Origin of the sequence: Vreelandella piezotolerans (assembly GCF_012427705.1) — a bacterium.
Lineage (GTDB): Bacteria > Pseudomonadota > Gammaproteobacteria > Pseudomonadales > Halomonadaceae > Vreelandella > Vreelandella piezotolerans.
Map to the genome: position 1 here is coordinate 3,766,450 of NZ_CP048602.1, position 21,399 is coordinate 3,787,848.

A 21,399-nucleotide genomic window follows, 5' to 3' on the forward strand; every position below is an offset into this window, starting at 1 on the left:
GTGCCTGACCATCGATCGAAGGTGCCCTTATGCCTGCTCTTCTCCGCCGAATACATCGCGGCCTCATACTTTTCAATGGCAGCCTGGCGGGGCTTGCCATGATGCTGATCTTCCTGCTGGTCGCAGGTAATGCCTTTGCCCGCTACACCTACGGCGGCTCCATTAGCTGGGGAGAAGACACCGCTATTTACCTGATGATTTACGGCCTGATGTTCGGTATGTCCTGGGCCTATTTACAAGACAAACACATCGGTTTCGATCTCATTCGCCGTTTACTGCCCGCCCACTGGGTGCGTTGGCAGGCGGCGGCGGTCGACGTCGTGGTACTCGCCGTGGGAATCGGCTTGATGGTGTCGGCGGTCGAGTTCATCTCGGCGCGAGGCGGGCGCACGTCGTCGAGTACCGGCATGCCCATGTGGCTGTTCCAAGCGTCCATGCTGCTGGGCGGTGGGTTACTGAGTCTTTCAGCACTCGTCATGGGTGCGCTGCGCTTGAGTCAGCCCATTCATGAGGAGGCGTCCTCATGATTTTCATACTGCTCATCGCCCTCGTGTTACTGGGCGTGCCGTTTGCCTTTGCCATCCTCGGTTCGCTCACGGTCCTGATGGGCGCCGGCGATTTGCCCTACCACATTCGCATCGTCTCGCAGCAGTTCTTTGGTGGCATGGAGTCGTTTCCGCTGCTGGCCATTCCGCTCTTCATTCTAGCGGGCGAGCTGATGAACGAAGCCGGTATCACCCACCGCATCATCAACCTCGCCAGCGCCATCGTGGGCCGCCTCAAGGCGGGGCTTGCCCACGTCAATATCTGGGCATCGGTGATTTTTGCCGGACTGTCCGGCTCTGCGATTGCGGATACGTCCGCGCTTGGCCGGGTGTTCATTCCCTCGATGGAAAAAGAGGGCTACCCGCGTGACTTTGCCGCCGCCCTCACCGCGGCGTCGTCCGTGATTGGTCCCATCATTCCGCCGAGCATTCCGGTCATCATCTATGCATTGACGGTCTCGGGCGTCTCCGTGCCAGGGCTCTTTTTGGCCGGCATCGTCCCTGGTGTCCTACTCGCCCTTGGGCTGTCGATTTACGTGTACTTCTTTGCAGGCGACCTAAGTACGGCGACGGTAAAGCAACAGTCACGGCGTCATGCGTTACTGCATGGTCTGCTCCCCGCACTCATGCCGGTATTCGTGGTGGGCGCCATTCTCGCGGGCATGGTCACCCCCACCGAGGCCGCTGCGTTTGCCGTGGTGTACGCGCTGATTCTCGGCGTGGTGCTCTATCGCAACATCAAACTGATCGACCTACCCGCCATTTTTGCCCGCGCCATGCGCGACAGCGCGGTGATCATGGTCATCATGGGCGCCGTCGCCGCCGCCAACTGGGTATTAACGTTCGAGCGCGTGCCCAACATGCTGACGGAATGGGCCTTGATGAGCATCGATACCCAGTGGACCTTCTTCATTGCAGTCATTCTTCTGCTGTTGGTGGTCGGGCTATTTTTGGAAGGGATTGCCGCTATCTTGGTGCTCGTTCCCATTCTTCATCCGATTGCCATGGCGCTGGGCATCGACCCGCTGCACTTCGGCATCGTGGTGATCTTCAACCTGATGATGGGACTGATCACACCCCCCATGGGGCTCTGCCTCTTCGTGGCGGACTCCGTGTCGGGCGTGGGCATGGGCCCCATTATCCGGCGCATCATGCCCATGCTCGCCGTCCAGTTCTTGGTGTTACTGCTCATTACCTTCGTACCGTCCTTGGTCACGTTCCTGCCGCGCTTGGCGGGCTACTGATCGCCACTCTTACAAGGAGCATGATGCCATGTACTCATCGATTGCTACCGTTTGCCTCAGCGGCTCGCTGGAAGAGAAAGTCGATGCGATTGCTCAGGCGGGTTTCGAAGGGCTCGAGCTGTTCGAAAACGACTTGACGGCCTTCGCGGGCACGCCACGGGAAGCTGGCGAGCTCATCCGCTCCCGTGGGCTGAAGCTGGTCACTCTCCAGCCTTTTCGTGACTTCGAAGGACTGCAGGGCCGCGCGCGGGAGCGCGCCTTCGATCGAGCCGAGCATAAGTTCGATCTAATGGAAGAGCTCGGCACCGATTTGCTGATGGCCTGCAGCACCGTCCACCCGGATGCCCTGCCAGGCATTAGCCGCGCGGCCGATGACTTTTTCGAGCTGGGCGAACGCGCCGCAAAACGGCAGTTACGCGTGGCCTACGAAGCCCTGGCCTGGGGCCGACACATCCACGACTACCGCGATAGCTGGGAAGTGGTACGCCGGGCGGCGCACCCGCATGTAGGCCTGGTGCTGGATACCTTCCATATCTTCTCGCGCCAGACGGAGCTAGGCACCCTGGGCCGCATTCCCGGTGACCGTATCTTTTTGGTACAGACCGCCGATGCGCCGCGCCTGTCGATGGATCACCTGTCGTGGAGTCGACACTACCGCTGTTTCCCGGGACAGGGCGAGCTACAGATGGATCGTTTCATGGCCATGCTGGACGAGACGCGCTACGACGGTCCGCTCTCCCATGAGATCTTTAACGATGTGTTCCGCATGGGCCACAGCGACCAAACCGCGCGCGATGGGCTGCGCTCCTACCACTTGCTGCGCAGCATGCAGAGCGATAGCGGCATTCCCGCGCCGCAGCCCATCGAGTCCGTCGCCTTTCTCGAAATCGCCGTCGAGCCCGAGGACTTGACGCCGCTGCGCGAGCTGCTGAGCGCCCTGGGCATGGCCTGCGTCGGTCGGCACCACACGCTGGACGCCGAGCGCTGGGCGGCGGGCGACGTCAACCTGGTGCTGAATACCGAGTCGAGCTTTACCGGGCGCGTACCGGGCCGTGACGCCACGGCCGTCACGGCGATTGGCCTGCGGGTGGGTAACGCTTATGAAGCGTTCAAGCGGGCAGATAAACTCGGTTACGAGATCGTCGAGCCTGAAGACGTGGGCGCGAGTCACCGTATGAGCGCGCTGCGCAACGTCGATGGCAGCCTCTCGTATATCATCGATGACTCGCAGCTGAGCCGTACATGGGATCGCGAGTTTCCCCTAGAGCGCCAGCCGGTGCCCCAAGGATCGCTGGTGGATATCGACCATATCAGCGTGGCGCTCTCCTACCATGACTACCTGTCGCTGATGCTGCAGTACCGCGCCATCTTCCAACTAGAGGTGACTCCCTCGTTCGACGTCACCGACCCGCGCGGTTTGATTCAAAGCCAAGTACTGCAAAACGGCAATGGTCGTTTTCGTTTAGCGCTCAATGCCAGCGCCTCACCGGACACGGCCAGCAATCGTTTTGTTCGTCAATATGGTGGGTCGGGCGTTCACCATATCGCTCTAAGCACCACGTCCCTGCGTGATGCCAGTGCTGCGTTACATAAGGCAAACACCCCCATGCTGCCGATACCCAGCAACTACTACCGCGACCTGGCGGCGCGCTTCGACCTACCGGCGCAAACCCATGCCTGGATGCAGGAGCACCACATCCTGTTCGATCAGGACGCTCACGGCGACTTCCATCAGCTCTATACGCAACCCAACCACAAAGCCTTCTTCATCGAATTAGTGCAGCGAGAGGGCTACCAGGGGCTAGGCGCGCCGAATGCCTTCGTGCGGGTCACGGCACAGCAACGCCTGGAAGCCGCTCGCGCAGCCTCAGATATCGATAGCGACACGGGAGAGCGCCCCGCATGATCACATTAGGACTCGTCGGCGAAGGTATCGCCAAATCACAATCTCCCGACCTGCACGAACGCCTAGGCGCATCGCTGGGCCTAGCCGTCCGCTACGACTTGGTCGACAGCCTGGGGATCGCGGATTTCGACTTTGCCAGCGCCATTCAGCGGCTGCGCGCAGAAGGATACCGAGGCACCAACGTCACCTTTCCCTTCAAAGAGACAGCCGCCAAATTAGCCGACATCTGTGGAGCCGGTGTACAGCGGGTCGGCACCGCCAATACGCTCTTGTTCGATGAACAGGGATTGCGTGCCGAAAACACCGACTATACCGGGTTCATCAGCGCCTACCGTCACTCGTTTGGCAACCAGCCGGCGGGCGATGTCTTGTTGATCGGTGCCGGTGGCGTGGGACGCGCCGTGGCGTGCGCGCTCGGCGAGCTGTCAGCCCGCTGCATCCATATTTTGGAGCGCGACGCACAGCGTGCCGACACCCTATGCCAGGATCTGAATGCCATGGGCATTGCCGCCACGTGCGTGTCAGCCGAACAGGCAACGCGCGAGCTGCCCACCTGGCAAGGGGTCGTGAACTGCACCCCCATTGGCCACATCAACCATCCCGGCTGCCCCATCGACACCGCAGGCCTGGGTGCCCAGCACTGGGTATTCGATGCGGTGTACATTCCGGCCCATACCGAGCTCTTGAAGGCGGCGCACGAGGCCCATGCCAACACGCTCTCCGGCGTCGACCTGTTCGTCTTTCAGGGAGTGGATGCGTTTCGGTTTTTTACTCAGGGGCAGCTCGACCCAGAGCAGATCACACCGCACGTGATCCCCCTGCGCACTCACTACGTCGAGCAACTCGTTGCACAAAAACCCCAGCGCGCTTCATGACACCCCCGGAAATTAGCGTACAATAATTCGCTCATCGAACGTTCATTGCGCGCCGCACCGGGGAGCCGACCATGCTCGATATTCTAGCCATTACCACGCCCATTTTTTTGCTCATGGGTATTGGCTATGTGGCGCGCTGGGGCGGGATCATTCAACGCGAACAGCTGCAAGGCGTGGGCGTTTTCGTGCTGTACTGCGCCTTGCCCGCCCTGGTGATTCGCGCGCTGACCCAGCAGCCGCTGAGCGACATTTTTCAGCCGAGCTACCTGCTGGCGTATGGTTTGGGATCGCTCTTCGTGCTGTGCGCGGGCTTGGTCCTCTGCTGGAAACTACAGCGCCAACCGCTGAACGCGAGCGCCATGCAGGCACTCGGCATGACCGCCTCCAATAGCGGATTCGTCGGCTACCCGGTCGCCGCCATGGTCATCGGCTCACCGGCAGCGGTGCTCTTAGCGCTCAATATGCTGGTGGAAAACCTGCTGATCATTCCCGCCGCGCTCATTCTTGCCGAAATGGGCAACCAGCAGGGCTCGAACGTGTGGCAGACCCTGCGACAAACGGCACGGAATCTGGCGAAAAATCCTTTGCTGATCGGCTTGACCGTCGGGGTCGTCATCGCAGGCACGGGTATCGACATGCCCCTCCCCATCGAGAAAGCGATCCACATGCTGGCCGAAGCCGCCGGGCCCGCCGCCCTCTTCGTGATTGGCGGCTCGCTATTTGGTCTGCGTGCACAAGGTATGATGAGGGACGTGGGCCAAATCGTGGTGGGCAAGCTACTGCTTCACCCGCTGGCCATTTTGGTCGCGTGTCTCCTGGTACCGAGTATCGAGCCCGTCTACATGGCAGGCGCGCTGCTCTTTGCCGCGGCACCGATGATTAGCATCTATCCTCTATTGGGCCAGCGTTACCACCTGGGAGACGTGAGCGCTGCCGCCATGCTCGTCGCGACGGTCGCCTCCTTTTTTACGCTTAGCCTGCTGATTTGGCTCATGACACTGAGTGATTTAGTCGCCTTTTGAGCCTCTTGCCACATCGCACACGAGGAAGCATGAATGAGTCACGAACGTTCCCAACACGACGTTGCCGTCGTCACGGGCGGGGCACGTAATATCGGCCAAGCCATTGCCCTGCGCCTTCAGCAGGATGGCTATCGGGTCATCGTATTGGATATCGTCGAGCCGGAAGCGGAATCGCTACAGGCAGACGCCTACCAAATCGACCTTGCCGACGCCGAAACGACCCGCCACCTCATGACGGATATCGCCAAGCGCTATCCCGTCACCCGGCTGATCAACAATGTCGGCATCGTGGCGCCCGCCCTGCTAGAGGAGGCGACCCTCGAGGATTTCGATACGCTGATGCAGCTGAACGTCCGCTCGGCGCTGATCTGCACTCAAGCGGTGCTGCCCGCCATGAAGGCGCAAGGTAGCGGACGCATCGTCGTGAACGCCAGCCGCGTGGTGCTCGGCAAAGAAGCGCGCTCCATTTACAGCGCCACCAAGGGGGCGCTGCAATCCATGGCCCGCACCTGGGCGCTGGAGCTGGCCGAGCACGGCATCACCGTCAACTGCGTTGCGCCAGGCCCCATCGCGACCAGTGCCTTTTGGCAAAACAATCCGCCCGACTCTGAGCGTGCGCGACGCATCATCGACAACATTCCGCTACGGCGCATGGGCCAGCCGGAAGACGTGGCCCAGGCAGTCAGCTTCTTTTGCGACGAGCGCAGCGGTTTCATCACCGGCCAAACGCTCTATGTGTGCGGCGGCGTCACGGTCGGGTAACCGCTGCCGCCCAGTGTAGCGGTAACGCCACTGGCCTCGTTTCACGATGGGTCGGTGGCAGCTCGTGCGGCGCGGCGTGCGGACAGGAAGCGGTAAAGCGCCAGGCCAATCGACCCTACCGTCAGGGCAATGAAGGCCCAGGTAATCGGCCCGCGCACGAAGATGGACAAGTCGTTGTGGCCGATCAGCAGCGAGCGGCGCAGGTTGTCTTCGAACATCGGGCCGAGAATGAAGCCGATCAAAAAGGGCGCTGCCGGTATCGCCGCCCGATTGAAGACATACCCCAACACCCCGAACGCCAGCATGAGCCATACGTCGAAGGTGTCGTTGTTCACGGCATACGCTCCGTAAACGCAGAACATCAAGACGATGGGAAAGAGGATCGACTTGGGAATGTCGGCAATGAGCGAAAAGTACTTGATGGCGACGTTGCCCACCACCAGCAGAACCACCGAGCTGAACATGATGCCCATGAAGAGCGCGTAGATCAGCGATAGATTCTCTTGGAACATGAGCGGGCCGGGCGTCAGGCCGTGAACCATGAAGGCGCCCAGAATGATGGCCGTGATCACGTCGCCGGGGATACCGAGCGATAGCAGAGGAATCATCGTGGCACCGGCGACGCCATTGTTACCGGCCTCGGCCGCCGCGACGCCTTCCACTTCGCCCTTACCGAAATTCGCCTTGCGAGGGGAGCGTCGGCGGGCATCGCTATAAGAAATGAACGCCGCCGCCGTGGCGCCCGTACCGGGAATGGCGCCAATGATCACGCCGATCAAACTCCCCCGCACGATGGTCGTCATACAGCGTTTCAATTCAGAAAAGGCCAAACCCGCCCCGCTCGCTTTCGCTTTGATATGCGGTAGCGCTTTTCTGCGGTAGAACTCGATGATTTCTGGAATGGCAAATAGGCCGATCAGCAGCGGAATGAACGAGATGCTGTCCATCAAGTTGTAATTGCCAAAGGTAAACCGCTGAGAGCCGAAGACGTCGTCCAGCCCTACCAACGAGAGCAGAATACCCAGCAGTGCCGCCATCAACCCCTTGATCATCGAGCCGCTGGCCAACGAGATGATGATGGTGAGCGAAAAACAGATGAGCCAGAAGAATTCCGGTGCGCCAAAATTCAAGGCGATTTTCGCCAAGTAGGCCGCAAAAAAGATCAGCGCAATGTTCGAGATGAAGTCGGCAATGACGGAGGAGTAGAGCGCCGTTTTCAGTGCCTTCTTGGCATGCCCCTGTTGTGCCATGGGGTAGCCGTCCAGCAAGGTACAGGCGGAGGCGGGAGAGCCGGGCGTTCTGATCAAGATCGCCGTAATGGAGCCGCCGTACATCCCCCCTTTGTAGATACCCACGAGCAGTAAAATCGCCGCCACCGGCTGCATGGAGAAGGTGAACGGCAGCGCGAGCGCGACCGCCATGGTGGCGGTCAGCCCAGGAATCGACCCCACCACTACGCCGATCACGACCCCCAGTGCAATGGCGACGAAGTTGTCCAAACTAAAGAACAGCGCGACGACTTCCGAAAAATTTTCCATAGCTCACCCGAAACGTTGACAGCCCATCAGAAACCGATCGGCGATAGTGGAAGCGGTACATTCATCACGTTGACGAAGATAAGTGTCACTGCGATAGGAAAGACAAAGGCCAAGCCATAGGCCCACCAGGTACGCACGGGATGTGCCACGAACAGGATGAGTGTCGCCAGGATACCGGTGAATACCGCCCCCATCGCTTCGAACAGCGCGACATAGGTCAATAGCGCCGCCACCATCAGCACGAAGCGCCGCGTTGGACCTTTCTCGATACGGCGCTCGTCGTCTTCGTGACGTCTGTCGAGCAGAAGCCCTTGCAAAATCAGCAGAACCGAAAACAGCACGATCAGCCAGCCTACGATCCCCGGTAGCCAGCGCGGTGACATCATGGGGTTTTGTAAAATCGGCGGTTCATTGATGTAGTTCGGCACCAGATAGAACACCAGCGCCAATGAGAAGCACAGCAGGATGCCCCCTGCTATCACATCATTGACGTCTTTTATCCTTCGCTTAGCATCTGAGCGTGTCATGACGGCATCCCCAGGGAAACAAGAAAGGCGAGAACGCAGGTTCTCGCCCCAGTGCACAACGTGAAGTGGTGTGACTTACTGGCTAATACCTGCCTGCTCGGCAACGTTTTCCCAGCGCTCTACTTCCGCAACGATGAACTGCTTGAACTCCTCGCCGGATACCTGACCCGGTTCAGCGCCTAGCTGTTCGACGAAATCTAAAAACTCTTCACGTTCCATGACCTTGTTCAGGGCCTCTTGCATGACGCTCTGCGCTTCTTCGGGGAAGGAGTTGTGCGCAATCAAGCCAAACCACGCCGTGGTGATGAACTGATCGAGGTTATACTCCCCGATTTCAGACAGCGTGGGCACGTCCGGCAAGAATTCAGAGCGCTCGGCGGAGGTGACGGCCAGTGCGCGCAAATCACCCGAGCGGATATGCGAGAGCACGGTGGGCATGTTCTCGAACGAGACATCCACGTCCCCCCCCAGCAGCGCAGGCAGCGCGGCGCCACTTCCCGCAAACGGTACGGCCGTCATGTTGGTCTCGGTCAGCGTTTTGAACAGCTCGCCAGACATATGGATGGAGCTGCCCACGCCGCTGTGGCTAAACGTCATGTTCTCTTCTTTGGCGGCTTCCACGAACTCGATGACGCTTTCATAGGGACTGTCGGCGGGCACCACCATGACGTTGGGAATGTCGATCATGTTTTGCAGGAAAGCGAAGTCGTTCACGGGGTCATAGCTCAGGTCGGGATAAATGGCTGCCCCAATCGTATGGCCTGGAGACGCCATGAGAATAGTGTGATCGGCGTCCCGGCCGCCGCGAGCAAGACGCCCAGTCCCTACCGTCGACCCCGCACCCGGGCGGTTTTCGACGACGACATTCGCATCGAGCTCTTGTTGCAGGAGGTCAGCGACGCGCCGAGAAAGTACATCCGTGGTACCGCCCGGCGCGTAAGGGACCACCAAGCGGATGTCATCGGTGGGCCACTCGTTGGCCGTGGCAGACGATACCGTCAGGCCCAAGGTGAGCGTGCTACCGACGGCAGCGAGACAGGCAGTGCGGAGGAGCTTGTTCATTATTATCATCCTGTGCGTTAATTATTGTTCGTATCACGTACATATATTCGCAGTATATGCATTGAGATTACGTTGTTGCTAAGCGTTTAAAAAACACAACTTTAGTAGCATTTCGTCCAATAAGACCCAAAGCACCGGGACAACTCTATAAGTTCGCATAACGAACTTTTTTACGTTACCCTTTTCGGATGCTTTCGAACACAGTGGATATCGAACATGCAAGAAGAGATGCTTAGTACGGAGAGCCGCGACTTTGTCACTGCCTTAGCCAGCGGTTTGGAGGTCATACAAGCATTCGACGCTGAGCACCCGCGCATGACGTTGAGCGAAGTCGCCTCGCGCACCGGCATGAATAGGGCCAAAGCGCGACGCTTTTTGCTGACGCTGCATGCCTTGGGCTACGTACGCAAGGAGCAGCGCTACTTCGAGCTAGCGCCCCGCGTGCTCCAGCTAGGCTATGCGTTTTTGTCCGCCAATAATTACCAAGGCGTCATTCAGCAATACTTGGAAGAAATCACCGCCGAGACAGGCGAGTCGTCCTCGCTGGGCGTGCTAGACGGTCACGACGTGACCTATGTCGCGCGCTCGGCTGCCAAACACCGCCTCATGGCCATCACCCTATCGGTAGGCACACGGCTGCCCGCCGCGTACACCTCCATGGGGCGCATACTGCTGGCTCAACTCAGCGATGAAGCACTCGATCGCTTTTTGGCGACGATTACGCTCGAGCCCTTCACCGATAAAACCGTGACCGATGTCAACGAACTGCGCCACCGCATCGTCGAGGCACGCCAGCAAGGGTATGCCATTTCGGATCAGGAGTTGGATTCGGGCCTACGCTCCATCGCGGTACCGGTGTACGACGCTAAACAGCACTTGATGGGGGCCATCAACATCAGCACCAACGCGGCTCGGGTCGACCTCGACACGTTGGTGAACGTTTACTTACCGGTGATACGGAGCAAAGTCGCCCACATACGTGCGACCATCAACTAGCCATCACCGCCTCGAGCGCCGCTTTGTAGCCCTGCACGCCAAGCCCCGCAATCACGCCATCGGCGCGTAGCGAGACGTAGGAGTGGTGCCGAAACGACTCGCGCTTATGCACGTTGGAGAGATGCACTTCGATGACGCGGCCATCGAAGGCGTTCAATGCATCGAGAATCGCCACCGAGGTATGCGTATAGGCCGCCGGATTGATGATGATGGCCCGGGTGCCGTCCACCCTCGCCGCGTGGATGGCATCGATGAGCGCTCCTTCGTGGTTACTCTGCAGGCACGTGATCTCCCAGCCGCCCATCACCGCTTTTTCGCGCAGCAGGTTATTCACGTCGTCTAGGGTGTCGAAGCCATAAATCTCTGGCTGACGTGTGCCCAGTAGATTGAGATTAGGCCCATGTAACACCAATACTTTGTCCTGCTGCATCGTGCCCTCCTAAGGTGATGTGATCGAATCATGGCAAACGTTGGTCGCCACGTTCTAACACCTTCCTTTGAGCACTGCCAGCGCCGCGTCAAGTGATGCCTGCTCGCGGCTTGCGTAGAGCGCAATCTCATCGATCACATCGGCCCCTAGGTCGTGCTCGAACTGCGCTTGGTTGGCCTGACTGGCGTATTCGTCGCGCTCCTCGCCGCCCAGATTGGACTGGAAGATACCCGCCGCGCTGACCGGCAGGAAATCTTCGTAGATCATGGGTTGGCAGAACAACACTCCCTGATCGACGAGTGCTTCCAAGGTCTCCGCATCGATGTGTTCAGGCAGCGATACCTTAGCGTCAGGAGCGGCGTAGTAGTGGAAGAACGCGAGCCCTTCACGACGCAGCGTATCGAGATCATCAGGGAACGCTTGAAACACCTCGGCCAGCTGCGCTTGGTGGGTGGCGTTATCCTGAGCAGCGGGTAACTGCCGCGACTGGGCCAAGAGCTGGTCGTAGAGCGCTCGTCCTTTCTGCGTCAAGGCAACGCCGCGCTGCTCGATTTCACCGAAGCGGGCGGTGTGATGACCGGCCACGCTATCGGCAAAGGTAATCGTCTCTTCCAGCGCTTTGAAGCTGGTTTGGCGCAGTAGAATCGGGCAGCATCGACGGGGCGGGCCTTCGATCACCGCTTTAGGGTCGATGCCGACACTCGGCATCTGCTGCTGTACCGCATCGATATCCAAGGTGCGCGGCGTCAAGTGATTGATATGCGGGCCGTGAAAACTCACCACGTCGGCAATCAACCGATGCTCTTGATGCAAACGGTCGTAGGTGGCGCGGTCGACGGTGGCATCGTGATGCCAGCGGAACGTATCGAGCGCGGCCTGCACGAACGCTTCGGCATCGGCAGCGTTCAAGCCCCCTTGCGCTTCGCAGCGGGCAATCAGCGCTTGTGCCTCGGGGGTGACGATTTCACGGTGGGAGAGAATTTCCCGCGCCTGCTCGCGAAGCGCTGCGTTTTCGATGAGCTCTAGACGCAACAGCGAGGTAAAGACACGAAAGGGATTACGCCTCAACGCGTCGTCGTCCACCGGACGAAAGGCCGTCGAGTGCACCGGCACACCGGCAGCCGCCAAGTCGTAGTAACCCACCGGATACATGCCCATGACCGCAAACATGCGCCGCAGCAGCGCCAGCTCTTCGGGCAGGCCGACCCGGATCGCTCCATGACGCTCGACGCTCAGGCGCGCCAGCTCGTCGGACGCTTCGAGCGAGCGGGCGAGGTCGGCATCGTCTGCCAGCACGTCACGATTCACACGCTCCACCAGCGATAGCAGCGTGCCGTATTGCGGTACTTCCTGTTGATACATCGCCGACATCGCTTTGGAGAAGTGATCGCGAATATCGTCGGCGCTTACATAAGCAGCATCCATGGGGCGTTCCTGTCGATTGTCTTGTGAGCGTTGTAATGATCGCCATAGTAGCGCTGTAGCGACGGGGAGAGTTTCATAAATGTGGCCGTTATCTTCATGAACACGCCGTGCACCACCGCCACAGCGGGCGATGTTAAGGTTACACTAACTTTTTTATACGTTACTTTGGCTACTGTCGACAAAGGCTACCGTTGCGATGACCGCCCCATGCTCGCCCCTACCGCTCTATCTTGGCTTGCCCATGTGGGCCAATCAGGATTGGCAGGGTGGCCTCTACCCGCGCCAGGCCAAAACCGACCTGCTGAGCGACTACGCGGCAGTGTTTTCCAGCGTCGAGGGTAATACGACGTTTTACAGCGGTGCGCCCAAATCCGACACCATCGCTGCTTGGGCCCGCCAAGCCCCAGCGCACTTTCGCTTCTGCTTCAAACTGCCGGCGAGCGTGACGCATGACCAGCGCCTCGGCAGTTTGACGGCTGCTTGGAAGTTCATCGCCGCACTGACCCCGCTTCATGACCGGCTAGGTCCGACCATGGTGCAGCTACCGCGAGATTTTGGCCCTTCCGAGCTGCCCAAGCTGGAAGCGCTGCTTGCCCACTGGCCAGCGCATCTGCCCTGCGCCGTGGAGGTGCGCCACCCTGTTTTTTTCCACAAGGGTGAGGAGGAGAAAGCCTTCAACCAATTGTTGATAACTTATGGCGCCAACCGTGTGATGCTCGATGTGCGCCCCGTGTTCTCGACCCCTGCGAATGGCCATGCAGGTATCGCTCACGCTCAGCAGGAAAAGCCGAAACTCCCGCTACACGTGCTTTCCACGGCAGAGCAACCGATCATTCGCTTCATTGGCCATATTGACAAAGCCATCAATACTCGCTACTTCGAGCCTTGGGTAGACCGCCTCGCCCTGTGGATAAGTCAGGGGAAAACCCCTTTCTTATTTGTGCATACAGCCGATAACCGAGCGTCGCCAGAGATGGCTCGCCATCTGTACCACACCCTCCAACGGCGCATTTCACTACCGGCACTCGAGCCTTTTGCTGACGAAAAGCAGAGCCAGCTATTCTAAGGCCTCTTTTTAGACGAGCTGACTGGCAAGCCCCCCTATGATCGGATAAATTGCGCGTTCTTTCGGAAAAGCACGCTGGCAATCTCTCTATTTCCGAAAATCGGTGCAGTGCGCCGACAACGACTCATTACAATCGAACTTCACATAGGTGATTTATGGCAAAACTTGCACATGCACAGTGGTCGTCACGCATGGGCTTCGTGCTAGCGGCTGCGGGTTCCGCCGTTGGCCTGGGCAATATCTGGCGCTTCTCTTACATGGTGGGCGACAGCGGCGGTGCGGCGTTCGTACTGGTGTATTTGGCATGCGTCGCGCTGGTGGGCCTGCCCATTTTGGTCGCCGAATGGATGATTGGCCGTCGCGGCCAGAAAAATCCCATCAATACCATGTCCGATTTGGCCGCTAGCCACGGCAAGACGCGCGCTTGGGCAACGATCGGGGTGAGCGGTGTTCTCGCCGCCTTCTTGATCTTGTCGTTTTATAGCGTGATCGGCGGCTGGTCGTTGAACTACACCCTGAGCTCGGTGATTGGCACCTTCAACGGCCAAGATGCGGACAGCATTGGTGCGCTGTTCAGCGGCATGCTGGGCAGCCCGACGACACTGCTGCTGTGGCATACCGCCTTCATGGTGCTGGTGATCGGCATCGTGGCCCGCGGCGTTACCAAAGGCCTGGAAAGCGCGGCTCGCACCATGATGCCTGCGCTGGTGGTACTGATGCTGATCCTGGTCGGCTACGGCATGACCAGCGGCTACTTCGGTGAAGCCCTGAGCTTCATGTTCAGCCCGGACTGGTCAGCGCTAAATGGCGGCGTGGTACTAGCGGCCATGGGCCAAGCGTTCTTCACCCTCTCGCTGGGCATGGGCATCATGATGGCCTACGGCTCTTACCTGGGCGAAGACGTCAACCTGATCAGCACCGCGCGCACCGTGATCATACTGGATACTGCCATTGCCCTGCTGGCTGGCTTGGCGATCTTCCCGATCGTGTTTGCCAACGGCTTGAGCGCAGGCGAAGGCCCCGGCCTGATCTTTGTGACGCTACCGCTGGCGTTCGGCAACATGACCGGCGGTACGATTCTGGGTCTGATGTTCTTCCTGCTGCTTACGTTTGCAGCGCTGACCTCTGCCATCTCGCTGCTGGAGCCGGTGGTGGAAACCTTGGAAGAGCGTACCTCGATGTCGCGTTTGGTAGCGACGTTTGCGAGCGGCATTGCGGTGTGGGCGCTAGGCGTTGCCGCCCTGCTCTCGTTCAACGTATGGTCGGACGTGCTGCTGTTTGGCTTGAATATCTTCGACCTGCTCGACACCTTTACCAGCAAGATTCTCCTGCCGCTGACCGGCCTGGGCGCGATCCTGTTCGCCGCCTGGTGTTTAGAGCGCAAGAGCGTCGAGGCTGAGCTTGGGTTGTCAGCCGCTGGTGTGGGCGTATGGAACATACTCGCACGCTTCGTCGCGCCCGCAGGTGTCATCGCCGTGTTCGTGGCCGGCTTGATCTAAGCCGTCACGGCCCCGCGAAGCTGGCGGGGCCGTATCATCACACGCTGTTTTAGTGCAATTCGCTCTCTTGCGGTTCGTCATCGTCCGGCAAGGGAGCGATATCCCGCGACAATTTCTGGAACTCCCGATGCAGCTCGATCCCTCTGCGTGCTCTTAGGCTACGCTGGGCGGCGCTGCGCCGACGTTGGGCATGCTCATCGACCTCCATACTCATGAATATGTCGAGCAATTCGCTTTTTACCGAGGTCATTCGTTCGACGTTTCTCATGATCGACGCTCCTCCAGGTGAAGTTGCCTACGTCCACCTGCATCCGTGACCACTGATTTTTTGAATGATGCAGTGCGGCACGTCACTTCTTACTATAACCTACTTGACAAAATGATGACGAATCTTGAAGAAATGGGTTAACGCCCTTTTAACGGCAGCCCCGGTGGATGATTACCGCTACCCTCTTCCCGTCACTCAGGCATACTGTGGCCACCTAGGCCTCATAAGCACGATCAAGAATTTAAGGAGCTGAACGTGAGCCGCGCCCTGTTCGATGAAATGAGACGCCGCATGGAGCATTTCCGTCGCTCCGAGCAAAAGGTAGCGCGGTTCGTGCTGCGTAATCCCGATGAAGTGATCCATATGCGGATCGTGGACCTGGCCACCGAGGCGAAGGTGAGCGAGCCCACCGTGGTGCGCTTCTGTCGCGCCCTTGGCTGCAACGGGTTTCAGGATTTCAAGCTCCAGCTCGCTCAGATGCTGGCCAGTGGCAGCCAGTTTGCCCAGTTCTCCATGAACGATAGCGACTCGGTGGCGGAGTTTTCCCACAGCATTTTCGACTCCACCGTGGGCACGCTGCTGTCGGTACGCGACCGGCTCGACAACGAATCGCTGGGGCGGGCCGTGAACGCGCTGGCCATGGCCAACCGGGTGGAGTTTTACGGCTTTGGCGCCTCCGGTGCCGTGGCATTCGATGCCCAGCACAAGTTCTTTCGCCTGCAGATCTCGACCTCTGCCTACGCCGACCCGCACATGCAGAACATGTCGGCGGTGACGCTGCAAGAGGGCGATGTAGTGGTGGCGATTTCGCAAACCGGGCGCACCAAGGCGCTGGTGGCCAGCGTACGTTTGGCCCGCGAAGCGGGGGCCACGGTGATTGGCCTGTGCCCCAGCGAGTCTCCGCTGGCCCACGAAGTGAGCTTGCCGCTGTTCATCGATGTGCACGAAGATACCGAGATTTACACGCCGCTCAGCTCGCGCATCGCGCATCTAGTGCTGATCGACGTGCTGGCCGTTGGCGTGGCCAAAACCCGCGGCCCCAAGCTTGCCGAACAGCTCAAAGCGGTGAAAAAGAGCCTGACCACGCTGCGTTACCCAGACGATCAATAAACGCAGCCCAACGCGACGTACGCTGTATACCCAGCCAGTGGGCGGGCTGTGCTAAACTGGCCGCCCATTTTTCGAACCGGCAGCGGCTTATATGGACGACGTCACGGCGATACTCGATCAGCTCAACCCCGCCCAGCGAGAGGCCGTCAGTGCCCCCCAGGGCAACCTACTGGTACTGGCGGGCGCGGGCTCCGGTAAAACCCGCGTGCTGGTTCACCGCATTGCCTGGCTGATGCAGGCCGAGGGGCTGTCGCCTTACGCGCTGCTGGCGGTCACGTTTACCAATAAAGCGGCGCGCGAAATGCGCACGCGCCTGGAAGCGCTGCTGGGCATCTCCATGCGCCACGTGTGGGTCGGCACCTTCCACTCCATTGCCCACCGGCTGCTGCGTACCCACTGGCAAGATGCCCGCCTGCCGCAACACTTCCAAATCATCGATTCCGATGATCAGCTCCGGCTGATCAAACGACTGCTCAAAGATTACTCGATCGACGACGAGCGCTTCCCGCCCCGCCAGGTGCAGGGGTTCATTGCGGGCTGCAAAGAGGAAGGGCTGCGGCCACACCAAGTCAACGTCAACGGTGATGGCTATTTGGCACAGATGGTCGAGCTCTACGAGCGCTATCAGTTCACCTGCGAACGCGGGGGGCTGGTGGATTTCGGCGAGCTGCTGCTGCGCAGCCTGGAGCTTTTGCGCGACAACCCGCTGCTGCTGAACCACTATCGCGAGCGTTTCGGCCATGTGCTGGTGGACGAGTTCCAAGACACCAACACCCTACAGTACGCGTGGCTGAAACTGCTGACCGGCCAGCAAACGCCGATGACGGCGGTGGGCGATGATGACCAGTCGATTTACGGCTGGCGGGGCGCCAAAGTGGAAAACATTCGCCGCTTCGAAGAGGAGTTTCCCGATACCCACACGGTGCGTCTGGAGCAGAACTATCGTTCGACCAGCGCGATTTTGGACGCTGCCAACGCGCTGATCAGCCATAACAGCGAGCGGTTGGGCAAAAACCTCTGGACCGATGGTATCGAGGGCGAACCGATCTCGGTGTATGCCGGGTTCAACGACCTGGAAGAAGCCCGCTACATCGTCGACACCATCAAAGAGAAAACCGAGGAGGGCTTCAACCGTCGTGATGTGGCCATTCTATACCGCTCCAACGCCCAGTCACGGCTGCTGGAAGAGACGCTGATTCGCCAAGGGATGCCCTACCGCATCTACGGCGGCCACCGCTTTTACGAGCGGCTGGAGATCAAGAACGCCCTGGCCTACCTGCGCCTGCTGCTCAATCGTGACGACGATGCCTCCCTCGAACGCGTCATCAACGTCCCCACCCGAGGCATCGGCACTCGCACGGTGGAAATCGTTCGCCACCGCGCCCGCGAGCAGAGTGTCTCGCTCTGGCAGGCGCTCCACGACGCGATTCAGGATGGCACCTTGAAAGGCCGCGCGGGCAACGCCGTTCAAGCCTTCGCCAACCTGATCGAGCAGCTCGATAACGACGCCGCCGGGCTACCGCTACATGAAATCATCGATCATGTCACTGCCCATACCGGGTTGATCGAACACCATCAAAGTGAGCGTGGTGAAAAGGGCCAGGCCCGTGTCGAAAACTTGGAAGAGCTGGTCACCGCCGCCCGCGCCTTCACCCATGGCGACGCCTTCGAAACCCCGGAAGCGGGCGAAGGCATGGCAGCACTGGAAGCCTTCTTATCAGAAGCCGCCCTCAACGCGGGCGACCACGAAGCCGAAGAGTTCGAGGACAGCGTGCAACTGATGACGCTGCATTCGGCCAAGGGCCTGGAGTTTCCCGTGGTGTTCATCGCGGGCGTGGAAGAGGGGCTGTTTCCCCACAAGATGTCCGTGGAAGAGCCTGGGCGGCTCGAAGAGGAGCGTAGGCTTTGCTACGTGGGCGTCACACGCGCCATGCAGAAGCTCTACCTCACCCACGCGGAAACCCGCCGACTGCACGGTAAAGAAGTGTTTCCACGCCCATCGCGCTTCTTGCGTGAGCTGCCGCCTCATCTGCTGGAGGAGGTCCGCCTGCGAGGCCATGTATCTCGCCCGGTGACCGCCTCGCGGCAAAGTTTTGCCCAAACCAATATCGAGAGCGACGGCGAGCTCCCTGCGCTGCACGTCGGCCAGCGAGTCGAGCACCCGGTCTTCGGCGAGGGCATCATTCTCAACGCCGAGGGAGAAGGCGCCCGTGCGCGGGTGCAGGTGAGCTTCGATGGCGAAGGCGTGAAGTGGCTCGTGCTCGGTTTTGCCAAACTGACACCGCTTTGAACGTAGCGCCGTTTTCACCTCGTAAAAGGGCAAGTGAAGACAGGGACTTGCCCTATAAAAGCGGCTTAGCGCATACTGGCAGGCGGACACTGCGCTCACTGCGCTTATAAAAAAACAGCCTATAATTTCGGAGTCATGCCCGCCATGCAACGCCGCCAATTTTTGAAAACCGCCGGCCTAGGCGCCGCCGGTGTCGCTGCTGCCCCCTTTGTTTCTACCGCCAGCGCTAACGAAACCTACACGTGGGATATGGTCACCTCCTGGCCGAAGAACTTCCCTGCCCTCGGTACTGGCGCCAACGACTTTGCCCGCCGAGTGGAGCAGCTCTCGAACGGCCGTATGCGCATTCGCGTTCATGGTGCAGGCGAGCTCGTGCCAGCACTGGAAGTATTTGACGCCGTCGCCGCAGGCACCGCCGAAATGGGCCACTCCGCCTCTTATTATTGGCGCGGCAAAGTGGCTGCCTCTCAGTTCTTCACCGCCGTGCCCTTTGGCATGACTACCACCGAAATGAACGCGTGGCTATATCATGGCGGTGGCCAAGAGCTGTGGGATGAGATCTACGCCAACCACAATCTGAAACCCTTTGCCGTGGGCAACACCGGTACGCAGATGGCGGGCTGGTTCAAAAAAGAGATCAACTCCCTCGAGGACATGCAGGGCCTCAAGCTGCGCCTGCCGGGGCTCGCCGGGGAAGCCATGAACGGCATCGGCGTCAGTACCGTCAACATGGCCGGTTCTGAAATCTTTACCTCACTGCAAACCGGTGCGCTCGACGCGGCGGACTGGGTCGGCCCCTATAACGACCTAGCGTTCGGCCTGCATCAAGTGGCGGATTACTACTACACGTCCGTGTGGAACGAGCCCACTGCCGTTCTCGAAGGCACCGTCAACCTGGATGCCTGGAACGCGCTGCCGGAAGACTTGCAGGACGTGATTCGTGAAGCGGCGCGCGCTTCTAACCTAGCGATGATCAGCGAGTTTGCCTACCGCAATGCTCAGGCCCTGGAAACGCTGGTGGAAGAGCACGGCGTGCAGCTACGCACGTTCCCGGAAGACGTCATGGCCGCGCTGTACGAGTCCTCCAAGCAGGCGATTCAGCGTCAGGTCGAGAGCGATGAAGAGTCTCGCCGCGTTTACGAGTCCTATTCGGCCTTCCAGGAAGTGGTGCGCCCGTTTAGTGACGTAGGGGAGTACGCCTACCTGAAAAGCCGCGACAATGTCGGTGCTTAACGTATTAGCCAATGTGAAAGGGCGCTTCGGCGCCCTTTTTTGCTATAAGGTCACGCTTACGATGTGACGGACTAGCCATGGACGGCACGGATACGACCGTTATCGTCCAACGCCACCATGACGAAACGCGCTTCGGTGACTTTCTGGCGCTCTTCAATGTGGCGGCCTTGGGGTGGGCGCACCCACACCTCGACATCGATTTTGATCGAGCTATGGCCAATATCCTGCACTTGGGTATAGACACTCACCATGGACCCGACCCGCACCGGGCTCAAAAAATCCATGGCTTCGATGGCGACCGTCGCGGTGCGGCCACCGGCTTCACGCCCGGCAGCCAGCTCCGCCGCTTGGTCCATATGATTCACTAACCAGCCGCCAGGAATATCGCCATAGAGATTGGTATCTTGCCGAGAAGCCAGTAACTTTAAGGTGAGCTGCCCTTTGGGGGCCGGTACGTCGTCCAAGTCGGTATCCAGCGGTGTCATAAGGTGGTCGCTTTGTAAGGTTATTGTTGTAGTGAAACGCTGTAGTAAAACCGGTACTCAAAACCGGCACTACGCAAGTGCATCACGTTGCTGCATCGCAACAGGGTAGCGATAGTTAATCATAAGAGGGGTGATGTTTGAAGGGCAATCGTTGGGCGTGCCATTGCGAGCGGATTCATCGCTGTTGTCGCCGTTGGGTGGCCATGGGCGTGCTGCTCTGCTCCACGGTTGCCTGGGGGCAACCTGCACCGGTGAGCGGCACCTTGGGTGCCGTAGGCTCCGACACCATGGCGGGGCTGATGCTCCGCTGGGGGGAAGCACTCAACCACCGCTACCCGGATATTACGCTGCAGTTTCAAGCAGGTGGCTCTGCCAGTGCACCGACCGCGCTAGTGGCAGGAACGACGCGCTTTGGCCCGATGTCGCGCCCCATGACCGATACCGAGCGTCAACAGTTCATCGAGCGCTACGGCTACCCGCCCCGTGAATTGAGCGTTGCCCGAGATGCCCTACTGCTGGTGGTTCACCGCCACAACCCTCTGGCATCGCTCACCCGCGAGCAAGCCGATGCGATTTTTTCCACCACCTTGGCGTGTGGGGGGCAGCAGCCAATCCGTCGCTGGGAAGAGTTACTGCCTGTGGCGCAGTGGCCCTACGGCAAGATTGCGCTACATGGCCGTAACTTGGCCTCTGGCACCCACGGGCTGTTTCTGGACCGGGCTCTATGCAACGGCCAATTCCGTCGCGATATCAGCGAACACCCTGGCTCGTCGGCGGTGATCGCCGCCGTAGGCGAGTCACCCAATGCCATGGGCTACGCAGGCTATAACCACGTGAATGCGATGGTTCGTGCCCTGCCGCTGATCGACGAGGCCGGCCGCGCTATCCGGCCAACTGTCTCGACGATCCAGGACGGCACTTATCCGTTATCGCGAAACCTCTACCTCTACGTGAATCTGCCGCCAGGGGAGACGCTACCGCCTGCCGAACAGGCGTTCATCGAACTGATCTTCTCCGACGAAGGTCAGCAAATCGTTCGAGCAGCGGGCTTCGTACCGCTGCCCCAAGCGCTGCGACAGCCGCCGCTGCTGGCGCCTTAGATTGTCATTTAAATGT

General features: G+C 59.5%; 20 protein-coding genes. 13 read left to right on the plus strand and 7 right to left on the minus strand.

The genetic code is table 11. The features are described 5' to 3' along the window. Positions 1-29 precede the first annotated feature (29 nt). The 6 genes from GYM47_RS17325 to GYM47_RS17350 all read left to right on the plus strand — a co-directional run bounded on the left by GYM47_RS17325 (position 30) and on the right by GYM47_RS17350 (position 6,354). Complete coding sequence (locus GYM47_RS17325; RefSeq protein ID WP_153843552.1) at positions 30-527, plus strand: TRAP transporter small permease; 498 nt, start codon at positions 30-32, stop codon at positions 525-527. Further along, a complete protein-coding gene (locus GYM47_RS17330) occupies positions 524-1,789 on the plus strand; it encodes a TRAP transporter large permease (protein ID WP_153843553.1) in 1,266 nt (421 codons plus the stop codon). The genes GYM47_RS17325 and GYM47_RS17330 overlap by 4 nt, the downstream gene beginning before the upstream one ends. Before the next feature lie 28 nt (positions 1,790-1,817). Next, complete coding sequence (locus tag GYM47_RS17335) at positions 1,818-3,695, plus strand: bifunctional sugar phosphate isomerase/epimerase/4-hydroxyphenylpyruvate dioxygenase family protein (RefSeq protein ID WP_153843554.1); 1,878 nt, start codon at positions 1,818-1,820, stop codon at positions 3,693-3,695. Beyond that, positions 3,692-4,570 (plus strand): shikimate dehydrogenase family protein, encoded by an 879-nt coding sequence (locus GYM47_RS17340; RefSeq protein WP_153843555.1) that lies wholly within the window; start codon positions 3,692-3,694, stop codon positions 4,568-4,570. Before GYM47_RS17335 ends, GYM47_RS17340 begins: the two co-directional genes overlap by 4 nt. 71 nt (positions 4,571-4,641) lie before the next feature. Beyond that, positions 4,642-5,592 carry an AEC family transporter gene (locus GYM47_RS17345; protein ID WP_153843556.1) on the plus strand — a complete coding sequence of 317 codons (951 nt, stop codon included), beginning with the start codon at positions 4,642-4,644 and terminating at the stop codon, positions 5,590-5,592. 33 nt (positions 5,593-5,625) lie between these two features. Beyond that, entirely contained in the window at positions 5,626-6,354 is a 729-nt protein-coding gene (locus GYM47_RS17350; RefSeq protein WP_153843557.1) for an SDR family NAD(P)-dependent oxidoreductase, read from the plus strand. Between the two features lie 41 nt (positions 6,355-6,395). Here GYM47_RS17350 and GYM47_RS17355 read toward each other — a convergent pair whose 3' ends face one another. The 3 genes from GYM47_RS17355 to GYM47_RS17365 form a co-directional block, all read right to left on the minus strand. Continuing rightward, the gene (locus GYM47_RS17355) at positions 6,396-7,892 is read right to left on the minus strand and encodes a tripartite tricarboxylate transporter permease (protein WP_153843558.1); all 1,497 of its coding nucleotides are present in this window, start codon (positions 7,890-7,892) and stop codon (positions 6,396-6,398) included. Positions 7,893-7,918: 26 nt separating this feature from the next. Next, a complete protein-coding gene (locus GYM47_RS17360) occupies positions 7,919-8,419 on the minus strand; it encodes a tripartite tricarboxylate transporter TctB family protein (RefSeq protein WP_153843559.1) in 501 nt (166 codons plus the stop codon). A gap of 75 nt (positions 8,420-8,494) precedes the next feature. Beyond that, positions 8,495-9,481 (minus strand): Bug family tripartite tricarboxylate transporter substrate binding protein, encoded by a 987-nt coding sequence (locus GYM47_RS17365; RefSeq protein ID WP_153843560.1) that lies wholly within the window; start codon positions 9,479-9,481, stop codon positions 8,495-8,497. Between the two features lie 216 nt (positions 9,482-9,697). On the opposite strand from GYM47_RS17365, the gene GYM47_RS17370 reads away from it, so the two are divergent. Then, the gene (locus GYM47_RS17370; RefSeq protein WP_153843561.1) at positions 9,698-10,477 is read left to right on the plus strand and encodes an IclR family transcriptional regulator domain-containing protein; all 780 of its coding nucleotides are present in this window, start codon (positions 9,698-9,700) and stop codon (positions 10,475-10,477) included. On the opposite strand, the gene aroQ is transcribed toward GYM47_RS17370, so the two are convergent. After that, positions 10,470-10,907, minus strand: a complete 438-nt coding sequence (aroQ, locus tag GYM47_RS17375) for a type II 3-dehydroquinate dehydratase (RefSeq protein ID WP_139526098.1) — start codon at positions 10,905-10,907, stop codon at positions 10,470-10,472. The two genes, GYM47_RS17370 and aroQ, sit on opposite strands and share 8 nt — an antisense overlap. A gap of 54 nt (positions 10,908-10,961) precedes the next feature. Beyond that, positions 10,962-12,332 carry a 2-oxoadipate dioxygenase/decarboxylase HglS gene (hglS, locus tag GYM47_RS17380; protein ID WP_153843562.1) on the minus strand — a complete coding sequence of 457 codons (1,371 nt, stop codon included), beginning with the start codon at positions 12,330-12,332 and terminating at the stop codon, positions 10,962-10,964. A gap of 196 nt (positions 12,333-12,528) precedes the next feature. Here hglS and GYM47_RS17385 point away from each other — a divergent pair, with 196 nt between their 5' ends. After that, positions 12,529-13,398: a DUF72 domain-containing protein gene (locus tag GYM47_RS17385; RefSeq protein ID WP_153843564.1), complete on the plus strand. Its 870-nt coding sequence runs from the start codon at positions 12,529-12,531 to the stop codon at positions 13,396-13,398. Between the two features lie 155 nt (positions 13,399-13,553). Beyond that, positions 13,554-14,897: a sodium-dependent transporter gene (locus GYM47_RS17390; RefSeq protein ID WP_153843566.1), complete on the plus strand. Its 1,344-nt coding sequence runs from the start codon at positions 13,554-13,556 to the stop codon at positions 14,895-14,897. A gap of 49 nt (positions 14,898-14,946) precedes the next feature. On the opposite strand, the gene GYM47_RS17395 is transcribed toward GYM47_RS17390, so the two are convergent. Further along, positions 14,947-15,165, minus strand: coding sequence for a PA3496 family putative envelope integrity protein (locus GYM47_RS17395; RefSeq protein ID WP_062374507.1), 219 nt, complete (start codon positions 15,163-15,165; stop codon positions 14,947-14,949). A gap of 255 nt (positions 15,166-15,420) precedes the next feature. On the opposite strand from GYM47_RS17395, the gene hexR reads away from it, so the two are divergent. The 3 genes from hexR to GYM47_RS17410 all read left to right on the plus strand — a co-directional run bounded on the left by hexR (position 15,421) and on the right by GYM47_RS17410 (position 19,798). Next, a complete protein-coding gene (gene hexR / locus GYM47_RS17400) occupies positions 15,421-16,275 on the plus strand; it encodes a transcriptional regulator HexR (protein ID WP_139526102.1) in 855 nt (284 codons plus the stop codon). Between the two features lie 91 nt (positions 16,276-16,366). Then, positions 16,367-18,565, plus strand: a complete 2,199-nt coding sequence (uvrD, locus tag GYM47_RS17405; RefSeq protein WP_153843567.1) for a DNA helicase II — start codon at positions 16,367-16,369, stop codon at positions 18,563-18,565. Between the two features lie 144 nt (positions 18,566-18,709). Continuing rightward, on the plus strand, positions 18,710-19,798 hold the full coding sequence (locus GYM47_RS17410) for a TRAP transporter substrate-binding protein (protein ID WP_139526104.1): 1,089 nt from the start codon (positions 18,710-18,712) through the stop codon (positions 19,796-19,798). 71 nt (positions 19,799-19,869) lie between these two features. On the opposite strand, the gene GYM47_RS17415 is transcribed toward GYM47_RS17410, so the two are convergent. Beyond that, complete coding sequence (locus tag GYM47_RS17415) at positions 19,870-20,283, minus strand: acyl-CoA thioesterase (RefSeq protein ID WP_153843569.1); 414 nt, start codon at positions 20,281-20,283, stop codon at positions 19,870-19,872. A 137-nt stretch (positions 20,284-20,420) separates the two neighbouring features. Between GYM47_RS17415 and GYM47_RS17420 the strand changes: the two genes are divergently transcribed. Further along, entirely contained in the window at positions 20,421-21,383 is a 963-nt protein-coding gene (locus GYM47_RS17420; RefSeq protein WP_399466611.1) for a PstS family phosphate ABC transporter substrate-binding protein, read from the plus strand. Positions 21,384-21,399 lie beyond the last annotated feature (16 nt).

Coding starts and splice junctions, on each gene's coding strand:
- GYM47_RS17325 (WP_153843552.1), top strand. CDS start 30: ATGCCTGCTCTTCTCCGCCGAATACATCGCGGCCTCATACTTTTCAAT.
- GYM47_RS17330 (WP_153843553.1), top strand. CDS start 524: ATGATTTTCATACTGCTCATCGCCCTCGTGTTACTGGGCGTGCCGTTT.
- GYM47_RS17335 (WP_153843554.1), top strand. CDS start 1,818: ATGTACTCATCGATTGCTACCGTTTGCCTCAGCGGCTCGCTGGAAGAG.
- GYM47_RS17340 (WP_153843555.1), top strand. CDS start 3,692: ATGATCACATTAGGACTCGTCGGCGAAGGTATCGCCAAATCACAATCT.
- GYM47_RS17345 (WP_153843556.1), top strand. CDS start 4,642: ATGCTCGATATTCTAGCCATTACCACGCCCATTTTTTTGCTCATGGGT.
- GYM47_RS17350 (WP_153843557.1), top strand. CDS start 5,626: ATGAGTCACGAACGTTCCCAACACGACGTTGCCGTCGTCACGGGCGGG.
- GYM47_RS17355 (WP_153843558.1), bottom strand. CDS start 7,892: ATGGAAAATTTTTCGGAAGTCGTCGCGCTGTTCTTTAGTTTGGACAAC.
- GYM47_RS17360 (WP_153843559.1), bottom strand. CDS start 8,419: ATGACACGCTCAGATGCTAAGCGAAGGATAAAAGACGTCAATGATGTG.
- GYM47_RS17365 (WP_153843560.1), bottom strand. CDS start 9,481: ATGAACAAGCTCCTCCGCACTGCCTGTCTCGCTGCCGTCGGTAGCACG.
- GYM47_RS17370 (WP_153843561.1), top strand. CDS start 9,698: ATGCAAGAAGAGATGCTTAGTACGGAGAGCCGCGACTTTGTCACTGCC.
- aroQ (WP_139526098.1), bottom strand. CDS start 10,907: ATGCAGCAGGACAAAGTATTGGTGTTACATGGGCCTAATCTCAATCTA.
- hglS (WP_153843562.1), bottom strand. CDS start 12,332: ATGGATGCTGCTTATGTAAGCGCCGACGATATTCGCGATCACTTCTCC.
- GYM47_RS17385 (WP_153843564.1), top strand. CDS start 12,529: ATGACCGCCCCATGCTCGCCCCTACCGCTCTATCTTGGCTTGCCCATG.
- GYM47_RS17390 (WP_153843566.1), top strand. CDS start 13,554: ATGGCAAAACTTGCACATGCACAGTGGTCGTCACGCATGGGCTTCGTG.
- GYM47_RS17395 (WP_062374507.1), bottom strand. CDS start 15,165: ATGAGAAACGTCGAACGAATGACCTCGGTAAAAAGCGAATTGCTCGAC.
- uvrD (WP_153843567.1), top strand. CDS start 16,367: ATGGACGACGTCACGGCGATACTCGATCAGCTCAACCCCGCCCAGCGA.
- GYM47_RS17410 (WP_139526104.1), top strand. CDS start 18,710: ATGCAACGCCGCCAATTTTTGAAAACCGCCGGCCTAGGCGCCGCCGGT.
- GYM47_RS17415 (WP_153843569.1), bottom strand. CDS start 20,283: ATGACACCGCTGGATACCGACTTGGACGACGTACCGGCCCCCAAAGGG.